This is a genomic window from Kluyvera intermedia, assembly GCF_034424175.1.
GTDB lineage: Bacteria > Pseudomonadota > Gammaproteobacteria > Enterobacterales > Enterobacteriaceae > Kluyvera > Kluyvera intermedia.
This window is the reverse complement of sequence record NZ_CP139986.1, coordinates 4,351,832-4,377,773: the sequence shown is the minus strand read 5'-3', so window position 1 is coordinate 4,377,773 and position 25,942 is coordinate 4,351,832. Positions and strand designations below refer to the sequence as shown.

Below are 25,942 nucleotides of genomic sequence, written 5' to 3'. Positions count from 1 at the left end.
CCGCTATTCCCCGGCTTCACTGCGTGACGCCGGGAAAAACCCACCAACAACCTCTCGACCTTCCGCAACATCCAGTTTATTGTGTTATTTCCTGCCTTCTGTACACCTGGAGAACCATCGCGTGTTTCAAAAAGTTGACGCCTATGCGGGCGACCCCATTCTTTCGTTAATGGAACGCTTTAAAGAAGATCCCCGCAGCGAGAAAGTAAACCTCAGCATCGGCCTGTTCTATAACGAAGACGGTATCATCCCGCAGTTAGACTCGGTGGCTAAGGCTGAAGCACTTCTGAACACGCAGCCGCACGGTGCGTCCTTATACCTGCCAATGGAAGGGCTTAACAGCTATTGTCACACCGTGGCACCGCTGCTGTTTGGCGCCGACCATCCGGTTCTCCAGCAACAGCGTGTCGCCACTATTCAGACGGTCGGCGGCTCCGGCGCGTTAAAAATTGGCGCTGATTTCCTTAAGCGCTACTTCCCGGACTCCGGCGTATGGGTCAGCGACCCGACCTGGGAAAACCATATCGCTATTTTTGAAGGCGCAGGCTTTACCGTGGGTACCTATCCTTGGTTCGACAGCGAAACCAACGGTGTTCGTGTTAATGCACTGCTGGAAGCGTTCAACGCGCTGCCTGCCCGCAGTATTGTGCTGTTGCACCCATGCTGCCATAACCCAACCGGGGCCGACCTCACGCCTAAAGAGTGGGATGCGGTGGTTGAAGTACTGAAAGCGCGTGACCTGATCCCGTTCCTCGACATCGCCTATCAGGGCTTTGGTGCGGGAATGGATGACGATGCCTACGCGATTCGCGCGATTGCCGATGCGGGCCTGCCTGCGTTGGTCAGCAACTCATTCTCCAAAATTTTCTCCCTCTATGGCGAGCGCGTCGGCGGCCTGTCGGTGGTTTGCGAAGATAATGAAACCGCGCTGCGCGTGCTGGGGCAACTGAAAGCGACCGTTCGTCGCAATTACTCCAGCCCGCCGAATTACGGGGCGCAGGTGGTGGCAACGGTGCTGGGCGATGCGCAACTTAACGCTGAGTGGCTGGCCGAAGTCGAAGGGATGCGCGTGCGTATTCAGCAGATGCGCGAGGCGCTGGTGAAGGTGCTGAAAGAAGAGATGCCCGATGGCAACTTTGACTATCTCCTGAAGCAGCGTGGGATGTTCAGTTATACCGGCCTGAGTGCTGCTCAGGTGGATCGTCTGCGTGATGAATTTGGTGTTTACCTTATTGCCAGCGGACGTATGTGCCTGGCTGGGCTCAATACTCGTAACGTTCAGCGTGTAGCAAAAGCGTTCGCCGCTGTGATGTAAGTATGTGCTCACTCTGGCCTGGGGCTTTATTCTGAGCCAGAGTGGGATTAAAGCATCAAAATGTGATCACCTTACTTTTTACAGGATTATTCTCAGAAAAACCTTCCTTTCATCGTTGCCAGGCGGTAAGGTCGCAGGGCTTTTATTTGAAACACCCCTCACTTTATTACAATAACGACTCGACGATTTAAGGGAAACCATGCGCAAGATCACGCAAGCTCTCAGTGCCGTCTGCTTGTTATTTGCACTGAATTCTTCGGTGACGGCCCATGCCTCGTCACCGTCTCCGCTCTACCCCGGTACCGATGTGGCAAAGCTTGCCGAACAAGCGCCAATTCACTGGGTTTCAGTCGCTCAAATTGAGAACAGCCTGCTCGGTCACCCGCCGATGGCGGTCGGTTTTGATATCGATGATACCGTGCTGTTTTCCAGCCCTGGTTTTTGGCGCGGACAAAAGACCTACTCTCCAGATTCCCAGGACTATCTGAAAAAACCAGAATTCTGGGAAAAAATGAATAACGGTTGGGATGCTTTCAGTATCCCGAAAGAGGTTGCCCGCTCGTTGATTGCGATGCACGTGAAGCGCGGCGATAGCATCTACTTTGTGACCGGTCGCAGCCAGACCAAAACTGAAACCGTCTCAAAAACGCTGCAGGATTATTTCCTGATCCCAGGAGCGAGCATGAATCCGGTGATTTTTGCCGGTGACAATCCTGGACAGAACAGCAAAACCCAGTGGCTCAAAGAGAAGAATATTCGCGTTTTCTACGGCGATTCCGACAACGATATCACCGCTGCGCGTGAAGTGGGTGCCAGAGCAATCCGCGTACTGCGTGCCTCTAACTCGACTTACCGACCGCTGCCGCAGGTTGGCACATTCAACGAAGAAGTGATCGTTAATTCTGAGTACTAATACCAAACAAGGGTAGGCTGGATAAGGCGTTTACGCCGCCATTCGGCAATCTGCCCACGCTGCCGGATGGCGCTTTGCTTATCCGGCCTACAATTCGCTCCAAACGCCTATCAATAAATGATGCTTTTTTAGTCAAGATCAGTCACTGGAAGGTTTATCCTTTCGGCATCTTGTTGCACACTGAGATGATGGTTTTTTGCACAAAGTGGTTTGTGAGACTTAAGGAGTATGAAACGATGACCAGTTCGGATCTTCTGCTGTATTGCATGGCCAAACGTGGCGCGGAACAAAGCGTACACAGCGACTGGAAGGCAACTCAAATTAAAGTGGCTGACGTACTTTTCGCGATGGTAAAGGATGTGGAAGACCGCCCGGCGGTTTCACTGAAAACCAGCCCCGAACTGGCGGAACTGCTGCGACAGCAGCACAAAGATGTACGCCCAAGTCGCCATTTAAATAAGGCGCATTGGAGTACGTTGTATCTTGATGGCTCATTGCCGAATTCGCAGATTTACTATCTGGTGGACGCGTCGTATCAACTGGCGGTAGAACTGCTGCCGGAAGCGCTCCGGCAGCAGATGTACTCGTAGTTATTGCAGCAGAGGTTTCAGGAAACGCGCGGTGTGTGACGCTTCGCAGTTAGCCACCGTCTCCGGCGTGCCGGAAACGAGGATTTCACCGCCGCCGCTGCCGCCTTCCGGACCCAGGTCGACAATCCAGTCAGCCGTTTTAATGACGTCCAGGTTGTGCTCAATCACCACGATGGTGTTGCCCTGATCTCTGAGCTGATGCAGCACTTCCAGCAATTGCTGGATATCGGCAAAGTGCAGGCCGGTGGTCGGTTCATCCAGAATGTACAGCGTCTGGCCAGTACCGCGTTTTGACAGCTCACGCGCGAGCTTCACGCGCTGCGCTTCACCGCCGGACAGCGTGGTGGCCGACTGGCCAAGACGAATGTAGGTCAGGCCAACGTCCATCAACGTTTGCAGCTTACGCGCCAGCGCCGGAACGGCATCGAAGAACTCACGGGCTTCTTCAATGGTCATATCCAGAACTTCGTGGATGGTCTTGCCTTTGTACTTAATCTCCAGCGTTTCGCGGTTATAGCGTTTGCCTTTGCACTGGTCGCACGGCACGTAGATATCCGGCAGGAAGTGCATTTCGACTTTGATAACGCCATCGCCCTGGCAGGCTTCGCAGCGTCCGCCGCGCACGTTAAAGCTAAAGCGCCCCGGCGTATAGCCACGGGTACGCGACTCCGGTACGCCCGCAAACAGCTCACGCACTGGCGTGAAGACACCGGTGTAGGTTGCCGGGTTCGATCGCGGCGTACGGCCAATCGGGCTCTGGTCGATATCGATAACCTTATCGAAATGCTCAAGCCCCTGCACGTCGCAATACGGCGCCGGTTCAGCGATGGTGGCACCATTGAGCTGAGTCTGTGCAATCGGGAATAACGTGTCATTAATCAGCGTCGATTTACCTGAACCGGACACGCCGGTAATGCAGGTAAACAGGCCGACCGGTAGGGTCAGGGTGACATCTTTTAAGTTGTTACCCGATGCGCCGGTCAGTTTGAGCACTTTTTCCGGGTCTGCTGGCACGCGGTTTTTCGGCACTTCAATTTTGCGTTTACCGCTCATGAACTGTCCGGTTAACGACTCCGGCACCGCCATGATGTCGTCCAGTGTCCCTTCAGCTACCACCTGACCACCGTGCACACCCGCGCCCGGGCCAATATCGATAACGTGGTCGGCCGCGCGAATGGCATCTTCGTCGTGCTCCACCACAATCACCGTATTGCCGAGATTACGCAGGTGTACCAGCGTACCCAGCAGACGTTCATTATCGCGCTGGTGCAGACCGATAGACGGCTCATCCAGCACATACATCACGCCAACCAACCCGGCGCCAATCTGGCTCGCCAGACGGATACGCTGAGCTTCGCCGCCGGACAACGTTTCCGCTGAACGGGACAGAGTGAGGTAGTTGAGGCCGACGTTCACCAGGAATTTCAGGCGATCGCCAATCTCTTTAAGCACTTTTTCCGCAATTTTTGCCCGCTGGCCGGACAGCTTCATGTTGGTGAAGAAGTCCAGCGCGTGACCAATACTCATATCGGAGATGGTTGGCAGCGGTGTGTTCTCAACGTACACGTGACGCGCTTCGCGACGCAGACGCGTACCGTCGCAGCTAGTGCAGGAACGGTTGCTGATAAATTTCGCCAACTCCTCACGTACCGCACTGGATTCGGTCTCTTTGTAACGACGCTCCATATTGTGCATCACGCCTTCAAACGGATGGCGGCGCACGGAGGTGTCGCCACGGTCGTTGATGTACTTAAATTCAATCGACTCTTTACCTGAACCGTTGAGAATCGCTTTCTGCGCGGTGGCGCTTAGGCTTTCCCATGGTGCTTCTACGTCGAACTTATAGTGCTCCGCCAGTGATTTCAGCATCTGGAAGTAATAGAAGTTGCGACGGTCCCAGCCACGAATGGCGCCACCGGCCAGCGACAACTCGGGGTTCTGGATAACGCGGTCAGGATCGAAATACTGCTGTACGCCCAGACCATCACAGGTTGGACAGGCGCCTGCCGGGTTGTTGAACGAGAACAGGCGCGGTTCCAGCTCACGCATGCTGTAGCCGCAAATCGGGCAGGCGAAGTTGGCGGAGAATAACAACTCTTCCGCTTTCGGGTCATCCATATCAGAGACCACCGCCGTACCGCCAGAGAGATCCAACGCGGTTTCAAAGGATTCAGCCAGACGCTGCGTCAGATCGTCGCGAACTTTAAAGCGGTCGATAACCACTTCAATGGTGTGTTTCTTTTGCAGCTCAAGCTTCGGCGGATCGGACAGGTCACACACTTCGCCGTCAATACGCGCGCGGATGTAACCCTGGCTTGCCAGGTTTTCCAGCGTTTTGGTGTGCTCGCCTTTGCGCTCTTTAATGATCGGAGCCAGCAGCATTAGGCGTTTGCCTTCCGGCTGCGACAGCACGTTATCGACCATCTGGCTGACCGTTTGCGCCGCCAGCGGTACGTCGTGATCCGGGCAGCGCGGTTCGCCGACACGTGCGTACAGCAGACGCAGGTAGTCGTGAATTTCGGTGATGGTACCGACGGTAGAACGCGGGTTATGCGAGGTCGACTTCTGCTCGATAGAAATCGCTGGCGACAGCCCTTCAATATGATCGACGTCCGGCTTTTCCATCAACGACAGGAACTGACGCGCATAGGCAGAAAGCGATTCTACATAGCGACGCTGTCCCTCGGCGTAGAGGGTGTCGAAAGCCAATGAGGATTTGCCAGACCCAGACAGCCCGGTCACGACAATCAGTTTGTCGCGAGGGATGACGAGGTTGATGTTTTTGAGATTGTGGGTGCGGGCGCCCCGAACTTCGATCTTATCCATTCACCTTTCCCGGTAGAAGATACACGGATTGCCTGGTTTGTTCGAAGGACAAACGGCAGAAACGGCTAATTATGACACAACTTAACCTGAATGAATATACAGTATTGGAATGCCGAACGGAGTGACGGATGAAAATTGCAGTGCAATAAGATGTTTAGTGGAATCCACCTCGCAGCTACCAAAATACCGTCTGGAAATGATACACTGGCGCGTTTACACTTAATCAAGACACATATTCAGGAGAGACAAACATGGCCAGCAGAGGCGTAAACAAGGTGATTCTCGTCGGTAACCTGGGCCAGGACCCGGAAGTGCGCTACATGCCGAATGGTGGCGCAGTTGCCAACATTACGCTGGCTACTTCCGAATCCTGGCGCGATAAAGCGACCGGTGAAATGAAAGAGCAGACCGAATGGCACCGCGTAGTGCTGTTTGGCAAGCTGGCGGAAGTTGCGGGCGAATACCTGCGTAAAGGCTCTCAGGTTTATATCGAAGGCCAGCTGCGTACCCGTAAATGGACCGATCAGTCCGGCGTTGAAAAATACACCACTGAAGTGACCGTGAACGTAGGCGGCACCATGCAGATGCTCGGCGGCCGTCAGGGCGGCGGCGCACCGGCTGGCGGTAACGCAGGCGGCGGCCAGCAGCAGGGCGGTTGGGGTCAACCTCAGCAGCCACAGGGCGGCAATCAGTTCAGCGGCGGCGCGCAGTCTCGCCCGCAGCAGCAGCCACAATCTGCACCGGCACAGTCTAACGAACCACCAATGGACTTCGACGACGATATCCCATTCTAAGACTCGCGTTTTCGCGAACTCAGAATATGAAACCCTGCTTCGGCAGGGTTTTTTGTTTTTGGGGCAGACCGTCTCAGACTACGGTGTCGATTATCGTCGGCTCTGGGTAGGCATGATAAGCAAAGCGCCATCAGGTACAACCGTGCAGCGGCGTAAATGCATTATCCGGTCTACGATAGGTAATTCAGTGGAGGCGATCACGCCCTCAGTTGGCCATTGATGTTTCATTGAGCACGGGCAGAATCGGTGGCTTTCCCGTCGCCACCCGCTTGCGGTTCATCTCGTCAAGAATCAGCCGATAAGCGATGTAGTATTTATAGATGTTGCTGACGTAGGTCACTGTCTCTGCACCAATTTTCTCAGCGGCAAGGTTCTCGACGTTGCCAAACCAGATATTGGGATCAAAGTCACGCTTCTTCGTTTCCACTCGCAGGCGAGCAATACGCGCTGGCCCAGCATTATAGGAGGCGAAGGAAAACAGTGCCTTATCTAGCTGCGTCATGGGTTCATCGGCATAGTAGCGATCGATCATCCAGCGCATATATTTCACCCCAGCATGAATATTGGGATCCAGCTGTTTGATGTCGCCCACCTTCAACTCTTTACCGGTTTTTGGCATCACCTGCATCACGCCAATCGCCCCAACATGGCTGCGTACCGACTGATCGAGCCGTGATTCCTGATATCCCTGCGCGGCCATCAATAGCCAGTCAACATCATAACGGTCGCCATATTTTCTAAACACCTCCACCATCTTGAGAAACTTGCGTCGCTCCCTCTCTGCGGCGACATTTTTGACATAGCTTGCGCTCTTCAGATAGCGCAACAAAAGTGTATTACCCAGCGTACTGCCCTGGCGGTGGTCTTTGACAAAATCATTCAGCTCAGCCAGCAGCTTCGGATTATTTTTACGCACGGCCCAGGCAATGCTGCCGTCATCTCGGAGCACCACCTTTTCGTGTACCTCAATTTTGGGGAATACCTGTTTCCAGAATACGGCTTTATGGCGGTCGACCACGGTCAGAGGGATAAGCCCCGCGTTAAGCATCTCCAGTAAATCCTCATCTTCCAGTGCTTCGGGAGCGGGTTTGATGGTTACCGGAGGGCGCTTCTCTTTGGCGAAACGCGCATTTAGGGTAAGCACGCTTTCGTAATAGCTTGATGAAAGACGCACAAATACCGTCTTGCCGGAGAGATCGTCGAGGTTTTTTACCTGTGGAGAGGCGGGGCCTGAGATCAGTAACTCCTTGATCCCGGAGTAGAGTGGCTCGGTGAAGGCGACCTCTTTTTGGCGGGAAGGGGTGATGGTCAGGTTTGCGGCCGCGATATCCCCTTTACCTTCATTGAGGGCGCTAAAAAGCGTATCTCGCGTTACCGGGACGAAGATAATACGTACCTTAAGATGGCGCTGCTTCAGCTTTTTATCTTTTGCCAACTGCGCGTTAAGGCTTTGTTCAAACGCAGCGAAAATATCGTGAGTTGCCCCGCGCTGCTGGCCTTTGGTGATGAAAAAAAAGGTCTTGCTGTAGGTGGTCAACACCCGGATCACTCGTCGGTCTTGCATGCCGGGAAGATCGCCCGTCCACGGCTGCATGATCGTTTCGATATTGACCTCTAGAGTGTCGGAAGGCTCACTCTCCGTCGAGGCAGCATAAGCGGGTTGAAGCAGCAGAACGCTGAGGCAGGGAATGATAAAACGATAGAAAGGGACGGTGTTCATGGTGCGGCACTCCGCAGGGCGCATCCGTTTATTTTAGTCGATGGAGAGTAAAACACCTGGTGTGGAAAGGGTTTTCCCTGGTGAATTTGGGCAATAAAAAACCCCGATAAATCGGGGTTTTAGCAGTTTCATCAGCACTCAATACATCGGCACCGGCCATTCAGGCGGCGCATGACTCATCACTTCAACCATCACATCTTTGATGTTATTAAAGATGGTCGAAATATCCACCAGAGTAATCCCCAGTAAGCCCGTCGCGAACCAGCAAGCTGCTGCGACACCCAGCATACCGCTGATCACTGCCAGCCCGGCGTAGTCTGATTTACGAAGTTGAATCTTCAGGGTACTGGCGATAAACATCAGTACTGCGCTGGTTAACGGCCAACGTAGCAGCGCGACGCCTGCGGTAATGGAAACCATGAAACCTTATCCTCAGAGATAAACAAGACATTGCCCTGACAGCGCGTTGTTCACTGAGGCACGAGGCGCTCTGGCTATCTGAAGGCATCAAACGAGATGAAACGCTGTTTCTGTTTCATTCTATTTTGTGAACTATATCACGTTTGTTGTTTTATTCACCAGAGGCGGGCGCAGGATTTTTGTCAGTAAAATAACCGTTAAAAGGGTATGGGAATGGTGCTGCCGCGCGGTGTGCGACGGCAGCAAAGAGGCATATTAAGCGGAGATCTGATGACGATAGGCTGTCGGTGTACGGTCGAATTCACGGCGGAATACGCGGGAAAACGTCTGCTGCGAAACGTAACCCAGATCCATCGCGATATCGAAGATGGGTCGCTGGGTGGTGCGCAGCGCTTCCGCCGCCAGCAACAGACGCCGCTGGCGAATGTAATCACCCAACGTTTGATGCATCACGGTGCGGAACATCCGTTGCAGGTACCACTTCGAATAGCCGGATTTTTTGGCCACGATATCGATATTAAGCGGTTGCTCGATATGTTCATCTATCCATTCAATAAGCGTCTGAATAATTTCCCGATGGGACATAAGGCTCTCCCCGTTGTCTATTTTCGCGTCGATTTCTGTTCTGAGGGCGAGTATAATTCCTCAAGTTAACTTGAGGTAAAGCGGATTATGGAAAAAAAATCGACGAGAATAAAAACGCTGCTTTCACCGGGTGAAGTAGCGAAACGAACTGGCGTAGCGGTATCTGCGTTACATTTTTATGAAAGCAAAGGGCTGATTCGCAGCACGAGAAACAGCGGCAATCAGCGGCGCTATAAGCGCGATGTTTTGCGCTACGTGGCGATTATTAAAATTGCCCAGCGCTTAGGGATCCCGCTCGGCACCATTGGTGAATCTCTGCGCGTTCTACCGGAAAACCACACGCTGGGGCCGAAAGACTGGAAGCATTTCACCACCCAATGGCGCGAAGAGCTGGATAAACGCATCCACGCCATGGAAGCGCTGCGCGATCAACTCAACGGCTGCATTGGTTGCGGTTGTATGTCATTGCGTGACTGCCCGTTGCGTAACCCAGGTGATAAATTGGGTGAAGAGGGCACCGGTGCGCGACTGTTAGAAGACGAATAATCCATGCCGGGTGATTGCGACATTTATGCCACAGAATTGTTGCCAGATTGCGCATTAACGATAACGTTTGCGCATGGGTTGGTGAATTCTTCATCGGCAATCGTTAATTTTGATACAGCAGGGCAAACTTCTGTTGAAAAAGAGGGTATAAAAGCCAGATAATCGTTTGCCTCGAATTTTCGGACGCATCTTACGTCGAAAACGACAGGCTCACCTCATTGCGCAAACGCGCAAATGGGGACTTCCGATTATCGTTTTGTCTGCGCGGAGTTAATCGTTTGCTTTTTTGTGGCTCCCCTATTGCCGCAATGTAGCACAAGGAGATGACGCTTAACTGGCAGTGGATGTTCCACCACGCAGACGAACGAATGATAAAAACTCTCAGGGGATGTTTTCTATGTCTACGCCTTCAGCGCGTACCGGCGGTTCGTTAGACGCCTGGTTTAAAATTTCTGCACGTGGTAGCTCCGTTCGTCAGGAGATTGTTGCCGGTCTTACGACCTTCCTGGCAATGGTGTACTCGGTTATTGTTGTGCCGGGTATGCTGGGTAAAGCAGGCTTCCCGCCAGCCGCGGTCTTCGTCGCGACCTGTCTGGTTGCGGGCGTAGGTTCAATTGTCATGGGTCTGTGGGCAAACCTGCCGCTAGCCATTGGCTGCGCCATTTCACTGACTGCCTTCACCGCATTTAGCCTGGTACTGGGCCAGCAGATCAGCATTCCGGTGGCTCTGGGTGCCGTCTTCCTGATGGGCGTGCTGTTTACCATTATCTCTGCTTCTGGGATCCGTAGCTGGATTTTGCGCAATTTGCCGCAGGGCATTGCGCACGGCACCGGTATCGGTATTGGTCTGTTCCTGCTGCTGATTGCCGCTAACGGCGTGGGCATGGTTGTTAAAAACCCCATTGAAGGTCTGCCGGTTGCGCTGGGCAAATTCGATAGCTTCCCGGTTATCATGACGCTGATTGGTCTGGCGATGATCATCGGTCTGGAAAAACTGAAGGTGCCAGGCGGTATTCTGCTGACCATCATCGGTATCTCCATTGTTGGCCTGATTTTCGATCCCAACGTGCACTTCTCTGGCATCTTCGCCATGCCATCCCTGAGTGATGACAACGGCAACTCGCTTATCGGTAGCCTGGATATCATGGGGGCCCTGAACCCAATCGTGCTGCCAAGCGTATTGGCGCTGGTGATGACGGCGGTATTTGACGCCACCGGTACCATTCGTGCTGTAGCCGGTCAGGCCAATCTGCTGGATAAAGACGGTCAGATCATCAACGGCGGCAAAGCGCTGACTACCGACTCCCTGAGCAGCGTGTTCTCCGCAGTCGTCGGTGCGGCTCCAGCGGCGGTGTACATTGAATCTGCAGCAGGTACGGCAGCGGGCGGTAAAACGGGTTTAACCGCGGTGACCGTGGGTATCTTGTTCCTGCTGATCCTGTTCCTCTCTCCGCTGTCTTACCTGGTTCCAGGCTATGCGACCGCACCTGCGCTGATGTACGTCGGCCTGCTGATGCTGAGCAACGTGGCGCGCATCGACTTCAACGATTTTGTTGACGCGATGTCTGGCCTGATTACTGCAGTGATGATTGTGCTGACCTGTAACATCGTGACCGGCATCATGATCGGCTTCGCGACGCTGGTTATTGGTCGCGTGGTCTCCGGTGAATGGCGCAAGTTGAATATCGGTACCGTGATTATTGCGGTGGCGCTGGTCGTTTTCTATGCGGGCGGCTGGGCGATTTAATATCGTCACCGTGATCCACAGAACCCGCCAACTGGCGGGTTTTTTGTTTGTCATCCATGTGCAGTACGTACCAACACTTTTTTTCCATTTTCAGCCACGTCTTGTTTGCTTTTGCGTTACTCTGGAGACCGTATAATAAGAAGCACGACGCTTCATGTTTTGAATAATTGAGACAACGCAGCAAACAGGGAACGCATGGAAATATTCTTTACCATACTTATTATGACCCTTGTGGTTTCGCTCTCCGGGGTGGTGACACGCGTACTGCCTTTCCAGATTCCACTTCCTTTAATGCAAATTGCCATTGGTGCCATGCTGGCATGGCCGACATTTGGTTTGCATGTTGAATTCGACCCCGAACTGTTCCTCGTACTGTTCATCCCACCGCTGCTGTTTGCGGATGGCTGGAAGACACCCACGCGCGAGTTTATTGAACACGGTAGGGAGATCTTCGGGCTAGCGCTGGCGCTCGTGCTGGTGACGGTTGTCGGGATTGGCTTCCTGATTTACTGGATTGTCCCTGGCATTCCGCTGATTCCGGCGTTCGCGCTGGCGGCAGTCCTGTCGCCAACCGATGCTGTTGCGCTCTCCGGCATTGTTGGTGAAGGGCGCATTCCGAAAAAGATCATGGGCATTTTGCAGGGGGAGGCGCTGATGAACGACGCCTCCGGCCTGGTGTCGTTGAAGTTTGCCGTCGCGGTGGCGATGGGTACGATGATCTTCACCGTAGGCGGTGCGACAGTAGAGTTCCTCAAAGTGGCGATAGGCGGCATTCTGGCGGGCTTTGTGGTCAGTTGGCTATATGGCCGCTCCATGCGTTTCCTGAGTCGCTGGGGCGGTGATGAACCGGCCACGCAGATTGTGCTGCTGTTCCTGTTACCGTTCGCTTCCTACCTGATTGCTGAACATATCGGCGTTTCCGGTATCCTGGCGGCGGTTGCTGCGGGGATGACCATCACCCGTTCAGGCGTGATGCGTACCGCACCGTTGGCGATGCGCCTGCGTGCTAACAGCACCTGGGCGATGCTGGAATTCGTGTTTAACGGCATGGTTTTCCTGCTGTTGGGCCTGCAATTGCCGGATATCCTCCATAGCTCGCTGGTGGCGGCTGAGGCCGATCCGAACGTTGAAACCTGGATGCTGTTTACCGATATCATCCTGATTTATGCCGCGCTGATGTTTGTACGTTTTGGCTGGTTGTGGACGATGAGCAAATTAAGTCAGCGTTTCTTGAAAAAGAAACCGATGGAGTTTGGTTCGTGGACCACGCGTGAACTGCTTATCTCAACGGTTGCCGGGGTGCGTGGGGCCATTACGCTGGCGGGTGTGCTTTCTATCCCGCTGCTGCTGCCGTCCGGTGATGTTTTCCCGGCGCGTTATGAACTGGTGTTCCTGGCCGCGGGTGTGATTCTGTTCTCGCTGTTTGTGGGTGTGATTGCGCTGCCGATTCTGCTGCGCCATATCGAATCGACCGACAATGTTCAGCAGCGCAAAGAAGAGCGGTTAGCGCGGGCAGCAACGGCGGACGTGGCGATTGTGGCTATCCAGAAAATGGAAGAGCGTCTGGCGGCGGATACCGAAGAGAATATCGATAACCAATTGCTGACCGAGGTGAGTTCGCGCGTCATTGGTAACCTGCGTCGTCGGGTTGATGGGCGAAATGACGTCGAAACATCGATGCTGGAAGAGCAACTGGAACGTCGCTTCCGCCTGGCGGCGCTGCGTTCTGAGCGCGGTGAGCTATATCACCTGCGCGCAACCCGGCAAATCAGTAACGAGACCTTGCAGAAACTGCTGCATGACCTCGACCTGCTGGAAGCGTTGTTGATTGAAGATGCGTAGCACATAGAGATTCTCGGCGGCGCTGCGCTTGGCCGGGCTACCTATCTTGTAGCCCGGGCGAGGCGTTTGCGCCGACCCCGGGGCGGCTCGGTACTACTCCGGCAACGCAAAGCCTTCGCAGCACTTCAGCCACGCCTGGGCGCTGTGCGACAAATACACCCCTTCCCGCCAAATCATCCCCAACTGCCAGCGCAGCTCGCTTTCCAGCGGCAGCCAGCGCAGCGTTTTTTCATCCAGACGACGACAAATCGGTTCCGGCAAAATTGCTACGCCAACACCCGCCTGCACCATGGCGGCGAGAAAATCCCACTGTCCGCTGCGTACCGCAATCCGTGGCTTGACATCGTGGTGAGCGAAAAGCTGCATCAACTGGCGGCTTAGGGCAAAATCTTCGTTATAAATCAGCAGCGGATGCGCGGCTAGCTGCTCTGGTGAGACTGAGGTTTGCTCAAGCCATTCGCCGGAGCGCGGCACCAGCACGCACAGCGGGTGGCTAAACAGCAGGCGGGTGGTGAGCGCTTCTTCGTCTTCCACCGGCAATGCGGTCATCGCTAAATCCAGCTCGCCATTCATCACTGCTTGCTGCACGGTCAGGCCGCCAAATTCAGATATTTTGAGCTCAACGCCAGGATAGCGCTGGCGAAACAGACTAATCGGCCCAGCCATCAGCATGCCGACCATCGGCGGGATCCCCAGCCGCAGCACGCCTTTGTTGAGATGATTGATATCGCTAAGCTCAGCTTCCAGTTGCCGAAATTCATCCAGAATCGCCAGCCCGCGCTCGAACACCACCTGCCCGGTATCGGTCATCAACAGCTTACGACCGTCGCGGATAAGCAGGGTGCAATTCAGTTCATCTTCCAGATTTTTGAGCATCTTGCTGATGGTTGGTTGCGTCACGAAAAGCTTCTCCGCTGCGCGGGTAAAGCTCTGTTGACGAACCACTTCGACAAAGTAGCGCAGCGTTCTTATGTCCATGATTATGCCTCTAAACTATGCTACCAATGAGTTTAATTCATTTCTGTCATCATCGTTGCCTCACTATACTGTGCGCCTGTGATTTTTTCTGGACATCCCTCCATGGCTGAGGCCTTAGGGCGCGTAGTGCCCTCCGTTTTAAACCGTTTGCAGGTCCCGGTACAGGTACTGCTGTACGCTGGACTGTTTGTTTTTGCTGAGTATTTAGTAAGTTGGTGGAATCTGCCGCTGCCTGCCAATCTGGTCGGCATGGTGCTGCTACTGGCGCTGATCGTCTGTCACATTGTTCCGCTGAAATGGGTGCGCGCCGGGTCGCGCTGGCTGCTGGCCGAAATGCTGTTGTTCTTTGTCCCGGCGGTGGTGGCGGTAGTGAACTACGCGCAGCTGCTGATGATTGACGGCTGGCGGATTTTCCTGGTGATTGCGCTGAGCACGATGATGGTGCTGGGCTCGACCGCCTGGGTAGTCGACAAGGTGTATCGCTTTGAAATGAAACGGATGCGCCATGACTAATTTTCAACTGAGCGTCGCGTGTCTGGTGATTACGTTGGTGCTCTACTTTGCCAATAAACGCCTGTATCGCCGCTTTCGTAAATTGCCGCTGATGCCGCTGGTTTTGACCCCGGTGCTGCTGGTCTTACTGCTGGTGTTTGGCCATATTTCCTATCAAAACTACATGGGGGAAGCGCACTGGCTGCTGTGGCTGCTGGGCCCGGCGACCATCGCCTTTGCGGTGCCGGTGTATGACAATCTGGCCATCATTAAGCGTCACTGGATGTCGCTTTCTGCGGGCGTGGTGACGGCAACGGTGGTGGCGGTCACCAGTTCGGTCTGGCTGGCGCGGTTGTTCACGCTGCCCGATGAGATTCAACGTAGTCTGGCGGTACGCTCCATCACCACGCCGTTTGCGCTGGCGGCGGCGAAATCACTCGGCGGTCAGCCGGAGCTGGTGGCGCTGTTCGTGGTAGTGACCGGGGTGTTTGGTATGGCGATTGGTGACGTGCTGTTTTTACGCCTGGCGATTCGTGAAGGGATGGCAAAAGGCGCGGGCTTTGGCGCGGCGTCACACGGTGCTGGAACCGCGCGCTCCTACGAGCTGGGCCCGCAGGAAGGCGTCGTTGCTAGCCTTGTGATGATGCTCTCCGGCGTGGTGATGGTGCTGGTTGCGCCGATGGTTGGCTGGCTGATGTTCTGAGCCGTTCTCTGCCGGGTGGCGCTGCGCTTATCCGGCCTACAAAAGACGCAATCCCGTAGGCCTTAAAGCTGTGCGCCATCAGGCAACAATGCCAGTTTACCGGTTCAACCGTCGCACAATCCGCTCCACCTGCTGACGGAATTCTGCGGCGACCTGCGTGGTTGTCAGCTTACCCTGATCGAGCTTTTCGCGGGCTGAGGTAAATTGATCGATAACCTGTAAATCTTCAATATACGGCGTCGCCACGGCGGTGGTATGCAGCGACTGCGCCTGTCTTAACCCAGCAACCACCGGATCGGCCGGGTCTATCACGCCCTTCTCGGTAAGCAGCGTCTCTGCTGCTTTACTCAACGGAATACCGCGCTCCAGCCCTAACGCCTCAACCGACTGCGGGTCGTTTAGCAGGAAGTTGACCAGGATCGCCGCCTCTTTCGGGTGTTTAGTGGATTTTGCCACCGAGAACATCTGTGCCGTTTTAAAGTACACGCCCGACTCATCTGACCCCGGTTGCATCACGTAGTCGCCCAGCACCAGTTTGGCTGGTGGCGTCATATTGTTAGCGAACATGCGGATGGTGATATTCCACGTAAACAGCCCGCCCCATTCGCCCGCTATCCACGGTTTCATCTCATACAGATTGCCTTTGCCGTAAGAAGAGAGTGTTTTCGGCGACGGAAGAATATGGTCGTCGCTCAGGCGCTTCACAAAATTGAACGCTTCGGCCCACTGCTCCTCGCTCCAGGTAAATTTACCGCTGCTGTCGAACATCGGTTTTTGATATTTCTGCATCATGTAGGCGTTGAGCAGCAAAATCACGTCCTGATCGACCATGCTGTACGGGTAGTAATTGTTGCCCAATTTTTGCTGGAACGTTTTCCCGGCGGCAAAGAACTCATCCCAGGTTTTCGGATAGGACAGCCCGGCTTTTTTCCAGGTGGCGTCGTTGTAGTAAAACACCGGTGCGTTGACCGAAATCGGCAGGCCGTTTAGCTTGCCTTTAACGGTGGTCGATTGCAGATCTTTGGCCTGATATTGGCTTAAATCGAGCTGGTCTTTGAGCTTATTGAGATCGTAATAACCTTCGCCATTTTTGGAGAAAATAATCAGCCACGGCCAGTTGGTCTGCATAACGTCAGGCTCGGTGCCGCTGGCCATTTGGGTCGTCAGGCGCGAGAGGTGTCCGTCCCAGCCGGTATATTCGGCCTTCACTTTGATATCAGGATGGGTCTTTTCAAAGGCCTCCAGTGCCTTCAGGGTCGCCTGGTGGCGGCTGTTGCCTCCCCACCATGACATGCGTAATTCAACGGGCTGCTGCGCCCAGACAGAGGTACAGGAAAGTAACAGTGATGCGATAACACCTGACGCGATTTTATTCATTATTCGTCTCCGGGACAGAGGCAGAAATAGTTTTATTAAACAGGTGAGTAACGACAAAATACTGACCCTTCTCTCCGGCGCAGCGATCTGCCGCGCCGGAGTGAGGTGCTTAGCGTTTCGCCAGGCGGGAAACCAGTTCAAATTCCTTAAAGTTCACCGGGCGCTGCTGCTGCATTGAGATATTGCCCGCAATGCCGGTGAGGATAGACATTGCGCCTGCACGATGGTCGGCCGCCCGCTGCAACGGATCGTTGCCCGGCTCGCCAAACAGGTCTGCCAGCATGGCGTTATCGCCACCGCCGTGGCCGCCTTCACCAAGGTTGAATTCCGCTTTCCATGGTTCGGCAAACATCGGGAACACGGTGATATCGCACTGCTCCAGGCTGCCTTCGTTTTCGCGTTTGCCCCCGGCGTTGACGTAGGACTTCTCGACGATTTTCATCTCCAGGCGGCCTTCAGTACCGTTAAATACCACGTTCAGCCCTTCCCACGGCAGGTAAGCATTGAGCGAGTAGGTGAGCTGCACCTGATTCTGGTACTTCACCAGCACCGACATGGTGTCTTCGATGGTAATGCCGTCGCTAAACACGCTCTGATCGCGGAAGTAGTTATCTTCATGCTCGGCGTCGAGATACAGCGCTTTTAGCTGCGCGTTGTCTGCCATATTCAGCGCAAACGGATCGTCTTTCGCTTCGGCAAAACCGTGGGTGCGCGGGTAGAACCGGGAAGCGCCGCGCTTCTCGGCATTCTCTTTGCCGTAGAATTGCAGGCTGCCTTCGGCGTAAACGCGCTCCGGATAGCTTGCCAGCCAGAAGTTCATCAGGTCGAAGTGGTGGGTGGATTTGTGTACCAGCAGGCCACCGCTGTTGCGTTTTTCACGGTGCCAGCGACGGAAATAATCTGCGCCGTGCTCGGTGTTGAGCAGCCATTCAAAGTGAACGGAAGTGACGTTGCCAATCACGCCCTGCATCAGCAGTTCGCGCACTTTACTGTGGTGCGGCGCATAGCGATAGTTAAAGGCCACGCGCACGGTGTGCCCGGTCTCTTCGATGGCGTCGAGAATACGCAGCGCGCGCTTCTCATCGATGGTCATCGGTTTTTCGGTGATCACATCACAGCCCGCATGCAGCGCCCGGACAATGTAGTCATCGTGGGTGCGGTCCATGGTGGTAACGATGATGATATCCGGGCGAGTCTCGCGGATCATCTCTTCAAACTGCGCCGCTTTCCAGGTGGAGACCGGCTCCGCGCCTTCTTTTTGCAGCAGCGTATTGGCGTAATTCATACGCGTCTGGTTGGTGTCGCAAAACGCGACCATTTTGGCGTTATCACGCCAGGTTCCACCAATAGCGGCAATATATAAACCCGCACGACCTCCAGTTCCGACCAGAGCATATTTTTTCATGGCATCCTCGATTATGATAAGTACATATTTATTTGCAGGGCGAGGCAATGAAACGTATTCCGCATCAATTGATGGAGCTGAATAGCACTTTTATATGGCACTGGCCCTGGTTTATTCAGGGCGTTAAAAGCGCGAAACAGCACGGTTTCACCGGCATCATCCTGCACCAACAGGAACTGCTTTCTGTGCTTGCTACGCCCTCGCCATTAAGCCAAAAACTTAACGTCGAGAACCTTATTCATCAGCAACATTACGCGTTGCAGTATTTAAAACGCGTCGACCGTTATCTGGCGGAAAATAATTTATCGTTCTGGCTGCAAGGCGAAGCCGCGCCGAGCGACGATATAATTAAGCGTAAATTTCCCGAACTGACCTTCGACGAAAAAAGCTCGCCGGATTTCTGGCAGCATTTCTATGCCGCGATTTTGCATCCGTTATTACAGGCATTACCACATCTCAGCGGGCTTATCCTCAGCCTGACCACGCCGGACTTTCAGACCGCGCGCTGGCAGCAAAGTCTGCACGACGTCTGGAGCCTGCTGCGCGCCCAAGGCAAAAAGCTGGTGCTGCGTGACTACATTGATGACAGCTGGCCGCGCCAACAGCTCTCCAACCTGCTGGCAACGCTTCCCGACGATGTTCGCGCCTCGGTGAAGGCCACAGAGCTGGATTACCATCCTGGTTTTGCCAATCACCCGCATATCGCCACGCTGCCGGGACATAAAAAATGGATCGAGTACGATCTCTTTGGCACCGGCTACGGCTGGACCGCGCTGCCGTGCTATCTGGGTGATGAAATCAGCGGCCGGTTGAGCTGGGCGCTGAGTGCCACTGAGAACGAAATCGAAGCCATTACCTCACGCGTGAGCTGGCAGTGGTTGCCCGACAGCCGGGTGATGGACTCCGCCAATGCCATCAACTTGTTTGGCCTTTCTGCCGCCAACCAGACCGCTGATACCGCGCAGCCTTCTGCTTTTGAATGTTGGGCTGAACAACAGCAGCTTGGCTTTCGCTCTCTACAGGACAAGCATCAACTCTCGTCCATCGTCCACGCCAGCTACGACTGGCTATGTAAAACGCCTAACTTCCTCGGGCGACGGTTGCACTACCAAAGCCAGATCCCGGAGAGCGTCGCGCAGGCACAGCAGCTTCTGCATATGGACACCCGCAGCGCTAACTGGATGCACGCCTGGCAACCGCTGATGCCCACCGACGACCCCGAACTCGGCAAAGAACAGCGCGAGCGGGTGGCGCTGGAGAAAGAGGCCGCCTGCTTTTTGGCCTCACGCACGGTACAAAATCTGCGTGAGCTGATGCCGCGTATCACCTGTCAGAATGACTCGCTGGAGATACTGCTTGCCGCCTGGCGCAGCGCGGAAATCTACAGCCAGATGTTCTCCCGGGTGGCTGCGGCGATGGCCGATATCCTGTGGCTCGACCACTACGGCCCGCAAAGCCTGCCTGGTGACACACTGCAAAAACATCAGCATCAGCTTTTACACTACACCGATACGCTGGAACGCTGGCTGGTCAATCCGCCCGCCAGCGGCCCATTATTCTTACCGCTGCTGTTAAGCCCGGAGCGGTTGAGCCGTTTTGCCCTAAGCCTTAATAAGTCGCTGTGAGTAAAGAATAAAAACTGTGGCGGGTATTGTCTGTAAACGTCGTAGTGCTAAAACGGGGGAAAGGCGTGAAAACGGGAAAAGTGTGATGGGCTTCGCGAAGGGGAGATAAAGTGTGTGATGCGTAGCGGCTTTTATCATTTTGGTGACGTGATAAACGTCACCTGAAGGGCAAAAAAATGTGATCCCCGACCAGCGGTCGGGGAGGGGTTTTTAGTGTGCACGACCTTCATCGATGCCCAGACCGGTTTGCGAGCGGATAAACTGCGCGCGGAACTGGTTGCGTTCGAGGTTGCCCGCTTCGGAGTTATCGGTGGCTGAGAAGAACCAGATACCGATAAAGGCGATGGCAATCGAGAACAGCGCCGGATATTCATACGGGAAGACCGCTTTTTCGTGACCTAAGATCGTCACCCAAATGGTTGGGCCAAGGATCATCAGAATCACTGCCGTCAACAGCCCCAGCCAGCCGCCAATCATTGCGCCACGGGTGGTCAGTTTCGACCAGTACATGGAAAGCAGAATGATAGGGAAGTTGCAGCTTGCTGCGATAGAGAACGCTAGGCCAACCATGAACGCAATATTCTGATTCTCAAACAAAATACCCAGCAGAATCGCTACCACACCCAATACCAGAACCGTAATCTTCGAGACTTTCAGCTCTTCGCGCTCGGTTGCGCCCTTCTTAAAGACGTTAGCGTACAGGTCATGAGAGACCGCCGAAGCGCCTGCCAGCGTCAGACCGGCGACCACCGCCAGAATGGTGGCGAAAGCGACCGCCGAAATAAAGCCGAGGAATAGGTTACCGCCAACCGCGTCAGCCAGATGCACCGCCGCCATGTTGTTACCGCCAATAAGCGCACCCGCCGCGTCTTTAAACGCCGGGTTTGCACCGACCAGCATGATGGCGCCGAAGCCGATGATAAAGGTCAGAATGTAGAAGTAACCCATAAAACCGGTGGCATAGAACACGCTCTTACGCGCTTCTTTGGCATCGCTTACGGTGAAGAAACGCATCAGAATATGCGGCAGACCGGCGGTACCGAACATCAAGCCCAGCCCCAGCGACAGCGCGGATATCGGGTCTTTCACAAGCCCGCCCGGACTCATAATCGCCGCCCCTTTCGGGTGCACCGCCATGGCTTCGGTGAACAAATTATTGAAGCTAAAGCCGACGTGCTTCATCACCATAAAGGCCATAAAACTGGCGCCGAACAGCAGCAGGACGGCTTTGATAATCTGTACCCACGTGGTGGCGAGCATGCCGCCAAACAGCACGTACATCACCATCAGCACACCCACCAGTACCACGGCGACGTGGTAGTTCAGGCCGAACAGCAATTCGATAAGTTTCCCTGCGCCCACCATCTGAGCGATCAAATACAGCGCTACCACCACCAGAGAGCCGCAGGCAGAGAGCATACGGATTGGCCCTTGCTTGAGGCGGTAGGACGCCACGTCGGCAAAGGTGTAGCGGCCGAGGTTACGCAGACGTTCGGCGATCAAGAACAGAATGATTGGCCAGCCGACGAGGAAACCGAGCGAGTAAATCAGACCATCGTAGCCGGAGGTATAAACCAGCGCGGAGATCCCAAGGAACGATGCCGCCGACATAAAGTCACCGGCAATCGCCAGCCCGTTCTGGAAACCGGTAATGTTGCCGCCCGCAGTGTAGTAATCATTACGGGAACGAACACGTTTTGACGCCCAGTAGGTGATGTAGAGCGTCAGGAGGACGAAAATCAGGAACATGATAATCGCCTGCCAGTTGGTCGGTTGGCGCTCGACGTGGCCGCTGATAGCGTCTGCGGCGTTGGCCGCGAAAGGAAGTGTGGCGGCGAGCGCCGTCAGGACTTTCTTCATGATGCTTTTACCTCGCGCAGTACGGCCTTGTTCAAACGGTCAAATTCGCTGTTCGCCCGCCAGACGTAAATACCGGTCAGGATAAAGGAGATAACGATAATGCCGATCCCAATAGGAATGCCGCGCGTGACGCTGGTACCCGCATGCAGCGGCGTGCCAAGCCAGCCTGGGGCAAAAGCGATGAGCAAGATGAAGCCGACGTAAACCACTAACATAATCAGCGATAAGAAGGTGGCAAGCCGTTGCCGTTTTTGAACCAGTTCCCTGAAATGCGCACTACCTTCTATCTGCTGACAAATTTGATCATTCATCACAGAGTCTCCAGAGGTATAGGTAAGGTTTTTTGTTATAGGGCTGTCTATTGCCGGAGGGCGACTGGCGTCTTATCCGGCCTACTTCGGTGGTGAACTGTAGGCCCGGTAAGCGAAGCGCTACCGGGCAACGTTGTTTTATGACGGCATGGCGATGGACTGCTTCTCTTCCAGCAGTTTATCCACCACACCCGGATCGGCGAGCGTTGAGGTATCGCCCAGGTTACTGGTATCGCCCGCGGCAATCTTGCGCAGAATACGGCGCATAATTTTGCCTGAACGGGTTTTCGGCAGGGAATCAGTCCAGTGCAGTACGTCCGGCGTCGCCAGCGGGCCAATCTCTTTGCGCACCCAGTTGCGAACTTCGGTGTACAGCGCAGGGGTTGGCTCTTCGCCGTGGTTCAGGGTGACGTAGGCGTAAATCGCCTGGCCTTTAATGTTGTGTGGGATACCGACAACTGCGGCTTCGGCAATCTTCGGATGCGATACCAGTGCCGATTCGATTTCTGCGGTCCCTAAGCGGTGACCGGAAACGTTCAGCACGTCATCGACACGACCGGTAATCCAGTAATAGCCGTCTTCATCCCGACGCGCGCCGTCGCCGCTGAAATACATATTCTGGAAGGTGGAAAAGTAGGTCTGTTCAAAGCGTTCGTGATCGCCAAACAGCGTACGTGCCTGCCCCGGCCAGGAGTCGGTGATCACCAAGTTGCCTTCGGTAGCGCCTTCCTGAGGATGACCTTCGTTATCCACCAGCGCAGGCTGCACGCCAAAGAATGGACGGCTGGCGGAACCGGCTTTCAGTTCGATAGCGCCCGGTAGCGGGGTGATCATAAAACCACCGGTTTCGGTTTGCCACCAGGTGTCCATTACCGGGCATTTTTCGTTGCCGATTTGACGCCAGTACCATTCCCACGCTTCCGGGTTAATCGGCTCACCGACGGAGCCCAGGATACGCAGGGAGGAACGATTGGTTCCGGCGGTGGCTTTATCGCCTTCCGCCATCAGCGCACGGATGGCCGTTGGCGCGGTGTAGAGAATGTTAACTTTATGTTTATCAACCACCTGACACATACGCGCAGGCGTTGGCCAGTTCGGTACGCCTTCAAACATCAGCGTGGTTGCGCCGCAGGCCAGCGGGCCGTACAGCAGGTAACTGTGACCGGTGACCCAGCCCACATCGGCAGTACACCAGTAGATGTCGCCTGGATGGTAGTCGAAAACATACTTAAAGGTGGTCGCGGCATACACCAGATAACCGCCAGTGGTGTGCAGTACGCCCTTAGGCTTGCCAGTGGAGCCGGAGGTATAAAGGATAAATAGCGGGTCTTCCGCATTCATCTCTTCCGGCTGATGCTGGTCGGAGGCTTGCTCTTGCAGGTCATGCCACCACAGGTCGCGGCCTTCCTGCCAGTCGATTTTTCCGCCGGTGCGCTTGAGGACAACCACGTTTTCGATGGTTTTGACGTTCGGGTTTTTCAGCGCATCGTCGACGTTTTTCTTCAGTGGAACGTTACGCCCGGCGCGCACGCCTTCGTCAGAGGTGATCACCAGACGGGAATTGGAGTCGATGATACGCCCGGCCACGGCTTCCGGGGAGAAGCCGCCAAAGATGACCGAATGGATTGCACCAATGCGGGCGCAGGCCAGCATGGCAACGGCCGCTTCTGGCACCATCGGCATATAGATCGCCACCACGTCGCCTTTCTTCACGCCCAGCGACAGCAGAGTATTGGCGAAACGGCAGACGTCGCGATGCAGTTCGCGATAGGTAATATGTTTGCTTTGGGTGGCGTCGTCGCCTTCCCAGATAATCGCCGTCTGATCGCCACGCTCTTGTAAGTGGCGATCAAGGCAGTTTGCCGCCAGGTTCAGGGTGCCATCTTCATACCATTTAATGGAGATGTTGCCAGGCGCAAAGGAGGTGTTTTTCACCTTGGTATAAGGTTGCATCCAGTCGAGGATTTTTCCCTCTTCACCCCAGAAGGCATCTGGTTGGGTGACCGACTGTTGGTATTTGGTCAGATATTGTTCCGGATTTATCAGGCAGTGTTCTGCAATATTTGCAGGAATAGAGTGTTTGTGAATTTGGCTCATGCTTTTTTTCTCCATGTAAGATGTTAATAATATGTCTCATAAAAGTTAATAACAGAGGGTGGAGAATCTTTGTTTACTATTTGCGCGGCAGATCACGCAATAGTGGAATTGTTCAAATAACGTTCATTTGATTCTTTGAACAGAAATAATTACGGGAAGGGATTTATAGAAAATGGCGGAAATTTTTTGTTTTTATAACAAAAACTTATAAATAATGACTGGTAGAAATTAGCGGGAATAAGGATTTTTGTGGTGAAAAGCCCTGATCTGAAAGGGTTGCACGAGATACCGTGCAAATGATACTGATATTGCGCGTTAAAAACCTCTAAAAGTAAACGCAACACAAATCACCCCCTTTCAAGTGGATACCATTCCCGTTCGGTATGGTATTTTTCATTGAGGAAGTCTGCAGTTATGAAAAAAACACGAATCAGCCTTGCATGGCAAATTCTGATTGCCCTTGTGCTAGGTATTATTCTGGGTAGTTATCTTCATTATCATAGCGATAGCCGTGACTGGTTGGTTTTGAATCTCCTGTCCCCCGCTGGTGATATTTTCATCCATCTGATTAAAATGATCGTCGTGCCGATTGTTATTTCAACGCTGGTCGTGGGAATAGCTGGCGTCGGTGACGCCAAACAGTTAGGCCGAATTGGTGCTAAAACCATTCTTTATTTCGAAGTGATCACCACGATAGCGATTATTATCGGTATTACCCTGGCGAATGTCTTCCAGCCTGGGTCAGGGATCGATATGTCGCAGCTGGCGACGGTGGATATTTCGAAATATCAAAGTACGACGGCGGAAGTACAGAGTCACGCTCATGGGTTGATGGGGACGATTCTGTCGCTGGTGCCAACCAATATCGTGGCGTCGATGGCTAAAGGCGACATGCTGCCGATTATCTTCTTCTCGGTGTTGTTCGGTCTGGGCCTCTCTTCGCTGCCCGCCACGCATCGTGAACCGCTGGTCACCGTGTTCCGTTCTATCTCTGAAACTATGTTTAAAGTGACCCACATGGTCATGCGCTATGCGCCGGTTGGTGTGTTTGCGCTGATCGCTGTGACGGTAGCGAATTTCGGTTTTGCCTCGCTGTGGCCGCTGGCGAAGCTGGTGCTGCTGGTTCACTTCGCGATTCTGTTCTTTGCGCTGGTGGTGCTAGGCATCGTGGCACGTATCTGCGGGCTGAGTATCTGGATCCTGATTCGCATCCTCAAAGACGAACTGATTCTGGCGTACTCCACCGCCAGCTCCGAGAGCGTGCTGCCGCGTATTATTGAGAAGATGGAAGCCTACGGCGCACCGGCGTCGATCACCAGCTTCGTGGTACCGACCGGCTACTCCTTTAACCTCGACGGTTCAACGCTGTATCAGAGTATTGCGGCGATCTTTATTGCGCAGCTGTACGGTATCGACCTGTCTATCTGGCAGGAAATCGTGCTGGTACTGACGCTGATGGTGACCTCGAAAGGGATTGCTGGCGTGCCGGGCGTCTCCTTCGTGGTGCTGCTGGCGACGTTGGGTAGCGTGGGTATTCCGCTGGAAGGTCTGGCGTTTATTGCCGGTGTTGACCGTATCCTCGATATGGCGCGTACCGCGCTGAACGTGGTGGGTAACGCGCTGGCGGTGTTGGTCATCTCTAAGTGGGAACACAAATTCGACCACAAAAAAGCGCGGGCGTATGAACGCGAAGTGTTGGGCAGGTTTGATAAAACCGCTGACCAATAAATAGATAGAAACAATAACGCCGGGCTTGCCCGGCGTTATTATTTTTGGGATTTGGTGACTATCCCGGC

At 54.2% G+C, this 25,942-nt stretch carries 21 protein-coding genes; 11 read left to right on the top strand and 10 right to left on the bottom strand.

The window, feature by feature from the left end:
* The first annotated feature begins 121 nt into the window (after nucleotides 1–121).
* From tyrB to U0026_RS21040, 3 genes are all read left to right on the top strand, one after another.
* Entirely contained in the window at nucleotides 122–1,315 is a 1,194-nt protein-coding gene (gene tyrB, locus U0026_RS21050) for an aromatic amino acid transaminase (RefSeq protein WP_062778038.1), read from the top strand.
* A gap of 199 nt (nucleotides 1,316–1,514) precedes the next feature.
* Nucleotides 1,515–2,228 carry an acid phosphatase AphA gene (aphA, locus tag U0026_RS21045; RefSeq protein WP_062778040.1) on the top strand — a complete coding sequence of 238 codons (714 nt, stop codon included), beginning with the start codon at nucleotides 1,515–1,517 and terminating at the stop codon, nucleotides 2,226–2,228.
* Nucleotides 2,229–2,464: 236 nt separating this feature from the next.
* On the top strand, nucleotides 2,465–2,818 hold the full coding sequence (locus U0026_RS21040; protein ID WP_062778042.1) for an MmcQ/YjbR family DNA-binding protein: 354 nt from the start codon (nucleotides 2,465–2,467) through the stop codon (nucleotides 2,816–2,818).
* On the opposite strand, the gene uvrA is transcribed toward U0026_RS21040, so the two are convergent.
* Complete coding sequence (uvrA, locus tag U0026_RS21035; protein WP_062778044.1) at nucleotides 2,819–5,644, bottom strand: excinuclease ABC subunit UvrA; 2,826 nt, start codon at nucleotides 5,642–5,644, stop codon at nucleotides 2,819–2,821. It lies immediately after the preceding gene.
* Between the two features lie 251 nt (nucleotides 5,645–5,895).
* Here uvrA and ssb1 point away from each other — a divergent pair, with 251 nt between their 5' ends.
* A complete protein-coding gene (gene ssb1 / locus U0026_RS21030) occupies nucleotides 5,896–6,438 on the top strand; it encodes a single-stranded DNA-binding protein SSB1 (RefSeq protein WP_062778046.1) in 543 nt (180 codons plus the stop codon).
* Nucleotides 6,439–6,643: 205 nt separating this feature from the next.
* Here the strand turns inward: ssb1 and U0026_RS21025 are convergent, their stop codons facing one another.
* From U0026_RS21025 to soxS, 3 genes are all read right to left on the bottom strand, one after another.
* Nucleotides 6,644–8,158 carry an MltF family protein gene (locus U0026_RS21025; RefSeq protein ID WP_062778048.1) on the bottom strand — a complete coding sequence of 505 codons (1,515 nt, stop codon included), beginning with the start codon at nucleotides 8,156–8,158 and terminating at the stop codon, nucleotides 6,644–6,646.
* 138 nt (nucleotides 8,159–8,296) lie between these two features.
* Nucleotides 8,297–8,578, bottom strand: coding sequence for a YjcB family protein (locus U0026_RS21020; RefSeq protein WP_062778049.1), 282 nt, complete (start codon nucleotides 8,576–8,578; stop codon nucleotides 8,297–8,299).
* A 255-nt stretch (nucleotides 8,579–8,833) separates the two neighbouring features.
* Entirely contained in the window at nucleotides 8,834–9,163 is a 330-nt protein-coding gene (soxS, locus tag U0026_RS21015; protein ID WP_062778051.1) for a superoxide response transcriptional regulator SoxS, read from the bottom strand.
* An 87-nt stretch (nucleotides 9,164–9,250) separates the two neighbouring features.
* Between soxS and soxR the strand changes: the two genes are divergently transcribed.
* From soxR to U0026_RS21000, 3 genes are all read left to right on the top strand, one after another.
* Nucleotides 9,251–9,709 carry a redox-sensitive transcriptional activator SoxR gene (gene soxR, locus U0026_RS21010; protein WP_062778053.1) on the top strand — a complete coding sequence of 153 codons (459 nt, stop codon included), beginning with the start codon at nucleotides 9,251–9,253 and terminating at the stop codon, nucleotides 9,707–9,709.
* Between the two features lie 397 nt (nucleotides 9,710–10,106).
* Nucleotides 10,107–11,456 carry an NCS2 family permease gene (locus U0026_RS21005; protein WP_062778055.1) on the top strand — a complete coding sequence of 450 codons (1,350 nt, stop codon included), beginning with the start codon at nucleotides 10,107–10,109 and terminating at the stop codon, nucleotides 11,454–11,456.
* 195 nt (nucleotides 11,457–11,651) lie between these two features.
* Complete coding sequence (locus tag U0026_RS21000; protein ID WP_062778057.1) at nucleotides 11,652–13,298, top strand: Na+/H+ antiporter; 1,647 nt, start codon at nucleotides 11,652–11,654, stop codon at nucleotides 13,296–13,298.
* A 93-nt stretch (nucleotides 13,299–13,391) separates the two neighbouring features.
* Here U0026_RS21000 and U0026_RS20995 read toward each other — a convergent pair whose 3' ends face one another.
* Nucleotides 13,392–14,276: a LysR family transcriptional regulator gene (locus U0026_RS20995; RefSeq protein WP_062778059.1), complete on the bottom strand. Its 885-nt coding sequence runs from the start codon at nucleotides 14,274–14,276 to the stop codon at nucleotides 13,392–13,394.
* Between the two features lie 102 nt (nucleotides 14,277–14,378).
* Between U0026_RS20995 and U0026_RS20990 the strand changes: the two genes are divergently transcribed.
* Together U0026_RS20990 and U0026_RS20985 are read left to right on the top strand one after the other, a co-directional pair.
* Nucleotides 14,379–14,789: a CidA/LrgA family protein gene (locus U0026_RS20990; protein ID WP_062778061.1), complete on the top strand. Its 411-nt coding sequence runs from the start codon at nucleotides 14,379–14,381 to the stop codon at nucleotides 14,787–14,789.
* The gene (locus tag U0026_RS20985; protein WP_062778063.1) at nucleotides 14,782–15,471 is read left to right on the top strand and encodes an LrgB family protein; all 690 of its coding nucleotides are present in this window, start codon (nucleotides 14,782–14,784) and stop codon (nucleotides 15,469–15,471) included. The genes U0026_RS20990 and U0026_RS20985 overlap by 8 nt, the downstream gene beginning before the upstream one ends.
* Nucleotides 15,472–15,567: 96 nt before the next feature.
* Here U0026_RS20985 and U0026_RS20980 read toward each other — a convergent pair whose 3' ends face one another.
* Nucleotides 15,568–16,851 (bottom strand): ABC transporter substrate-binding protein, encoded by a 1,284-nt coding sequence (locus U0026_RS20980; RefSeq protein WP_373859571.1) that lies wholly within the window; start codon nucleotides 16,849–16,851, stop codon nucleotides 15,568–15,570.
* Nucleotides 16,852–16,957: 106 nt separating this feature from the next.
* Entirely contained in the window at nucleotides 16,958–18,253 is a 1,296-nt protein-coding gene (locus tag U0026_RS20975; protein WP_062778067.1) for a Gfo/Idh/MocA family protein, read from the bottom strand.
* A gap of 47 nt (nucleotides 18,254–18,300) precedes the next feature.
* Here U0026_RS20975 and U0026_RS20970 point away from each other — a divergent pair, with 47 nt between their 5' ends.
* Nucleotides 18,301–19,878, top strand: coding sequence for a hypothetical protein (locus U0026_RS20970; RefSeq protein WP_062778069.1), 1,578 nt, complete (start codon nucleotides 18,301–18,303; stop codon nucleotides 19,876–19,878).
* A gap of 210 nt (nucleotides 19,879–20,088) precedes the next feature.
* Here U0026_RS20970 and actP read toward each other — a convergent pair whose 3' ends face one another.
* From actP to acs, 3 genes are all read right to left on the bottom strand, one after another.
* Entirely contained in the window at nucleotides 20,089–21,738 is a 1,650-nt protein-coding gene (gene actP / locus U0026_RS20965; protein ID WP_062778071.1) for a cation/acetate symporter ActP, read from the bottom strand.
* Nucleotides 21,735–22,049, bottom strand: a complete 315-nt coding sequence (locus U0026_RS20960) for a DUF485 domain-containing protein (RefSeq protein WP_062778073.1) — start codon at nucleotides 22,047–22,049, stop codon at nucleotides 21,735–21,737. Before U0026_RS20960 ends, actP begins: the two co-directional genes overlap by 4 nt.
* Nucleotides 22,050–22,187: 138 nt before the next feature.
* Nucleotides 22,188–24,146, bottom strand: coding sequence for an acetate--CoA ligase (gene acs, locus U0026_RS20955; protein ID WP_062778075.1), 1,959 nt, complete (start codon nucleotides 24,144–24,146; stop codon nucleotides 22,188–22,190).
* 414 nt (nucleotides 24,147–24,560) lie between these two features.
* On the opposite strand from acs, the gene gltP reads away from it, so the two are divergent.
* Nucleotides 24,561–25,874 carry a glutamate/aspartate:proton symporter GltP gene (gene gltP / locus U0026_RS20950; protein ID WP_062778077.1) on the top strand — a complete coding sequence of 438 codons (1,314 nt, stop codon included), beginning with the start codon at nucleotides 24,561–24,563 and terminating at the stop codon, nucleotides 25,872–25,874.
* Nucleotides 25,875–25,942: the final 68 nt, after the last annotated feature.

Bases quoted from the DNA above. Each gene is read 5' to 3' on its own strand.
- U0026_RS21005 (WP_062778055.1), top strand. From the start codon at position 10,107: ATGTCTACGCCTTCAGCGCGTACCGGCGGTTCGTTAGACGCCTGGTTT.
- gltP (WP_062778077.1), top strand. From the start codon at position 24,561: ATGAAAAAAACACGAATCAGCCTTGCATGGCAAATTCTGATTGCCCTT.
- U0026_RS20995 (WP_062778059.1), bottom strand. From the start codon at position 14,276: ATGGACATAAGAACGCTGCGCTACTTTGTCGAAGTGGTTCGTCAACAG.
- soxS (WP_062778051.1), bottom strand. From the start codon at position 9,163: ATGTCCCATCGGGAAATTATTCAGACGCTTATTGAATGGATAGATGAA.
- U0026_RS21025 (WP_062778048.1), bottom strand. From the start codon at position 8,158: ATGAACACCGTCCCTTTCTATCGTTTTATCATTCCCTGCCTCAGCGTT.
- U0026_RS20985 (WP_062778063.1), top strand. From the start codon at position 14,782: ATGACTAATTTTCAACTGAGCGTCGCGTGTCTGGTGATTACGTTGGTG.
- U0026_RS20970 (WP_062778069.1), top strand. From the start codon at position 18,301: ATGAAACGTATTCCGCATCAATTGATGGAGCTGAATAGCACTTTTATA.
- soxR (WP_062778053.1), top strand. From the start codon at position 9,251: ATGGAAAAAAAATCGACGAGAATAAAAACGCTGCTTTCACCGGGTGAA.
- uvrA (WP_062778044.1), bottom strand. From the start codon at position 5,644: ATGGATAAGATCGAAGTTCGGGGCGCCCGCACCCACAATCTCAAAAAC.
- U0026_RS21000 (WP_062778057.1), top strand. From the start codon at position 11,652: ATGGAAATATTCTTTACCATACTTATTATGACCCTTGTGGTTTCGCTC.
- U0026_RS21040 (WP_062778042.1), top strand. From the start codon at position 2,465: ATGACCAGTTCGGATCTTCTGCTGTATTGCATGGCCAAACGTGGCGCG.
- U0026_RS20960 (WP_062778073.1), bottom strand. From the start codon at position 22,049: ATGAATGATCAAATTTGTCAGCAGATAGAAGGTAGTGCGCATTTCAGG.
- acs (WP_062778075.1), bottom strand. From the start codon at position 24,146: ATGAGCCAAATTCACAAACACTCTATTCCTGCAAATATTGCAGAACAC.
- U0026_RS20990 (WP_062778061.1), top strand. From the start codon at position 14,379: ATGGCTGAGGCCTTAGGGCGCGTAGTGCCCTCCGTTTTAAACCGTTTG.
- ssb1 (WP_062778046.1), top strand. From the start codon at position 5,896: ATGGCCAGCAGAGGCGTAAACAAGGTGATTCTCGTCGGTAACCTGGGC.
- aphA (WP_062778040.1), top strand. From the start codon at position 1,515: ATGCGCAAGATCACGCAAGCTCTCAGTGCCGTCTGCTTGTTATTTGCA.
- U0026_RS20975 (WP_062778067.1), bottom strand. From the start codon at position 18,253: ATGAAAAAATATGCTCTGGTCGGAACTGGAGGTCGTGCGGGTTTATAT.
- U0026_RS21020 (WP_062778049.1), bottom strand. From the start codon at position 8,578: ATGGTTTCCATTACCGCAGGCGTCGCGCTGCTACGTTGGCCGTTAACC.
- actP (WP_062778071.1), bottom strand. From the start codon at position 21,738: ATGAAGAAAGTCCTGACGGCGCTCGCCGCCACACTTCCTTTCGCGGCC.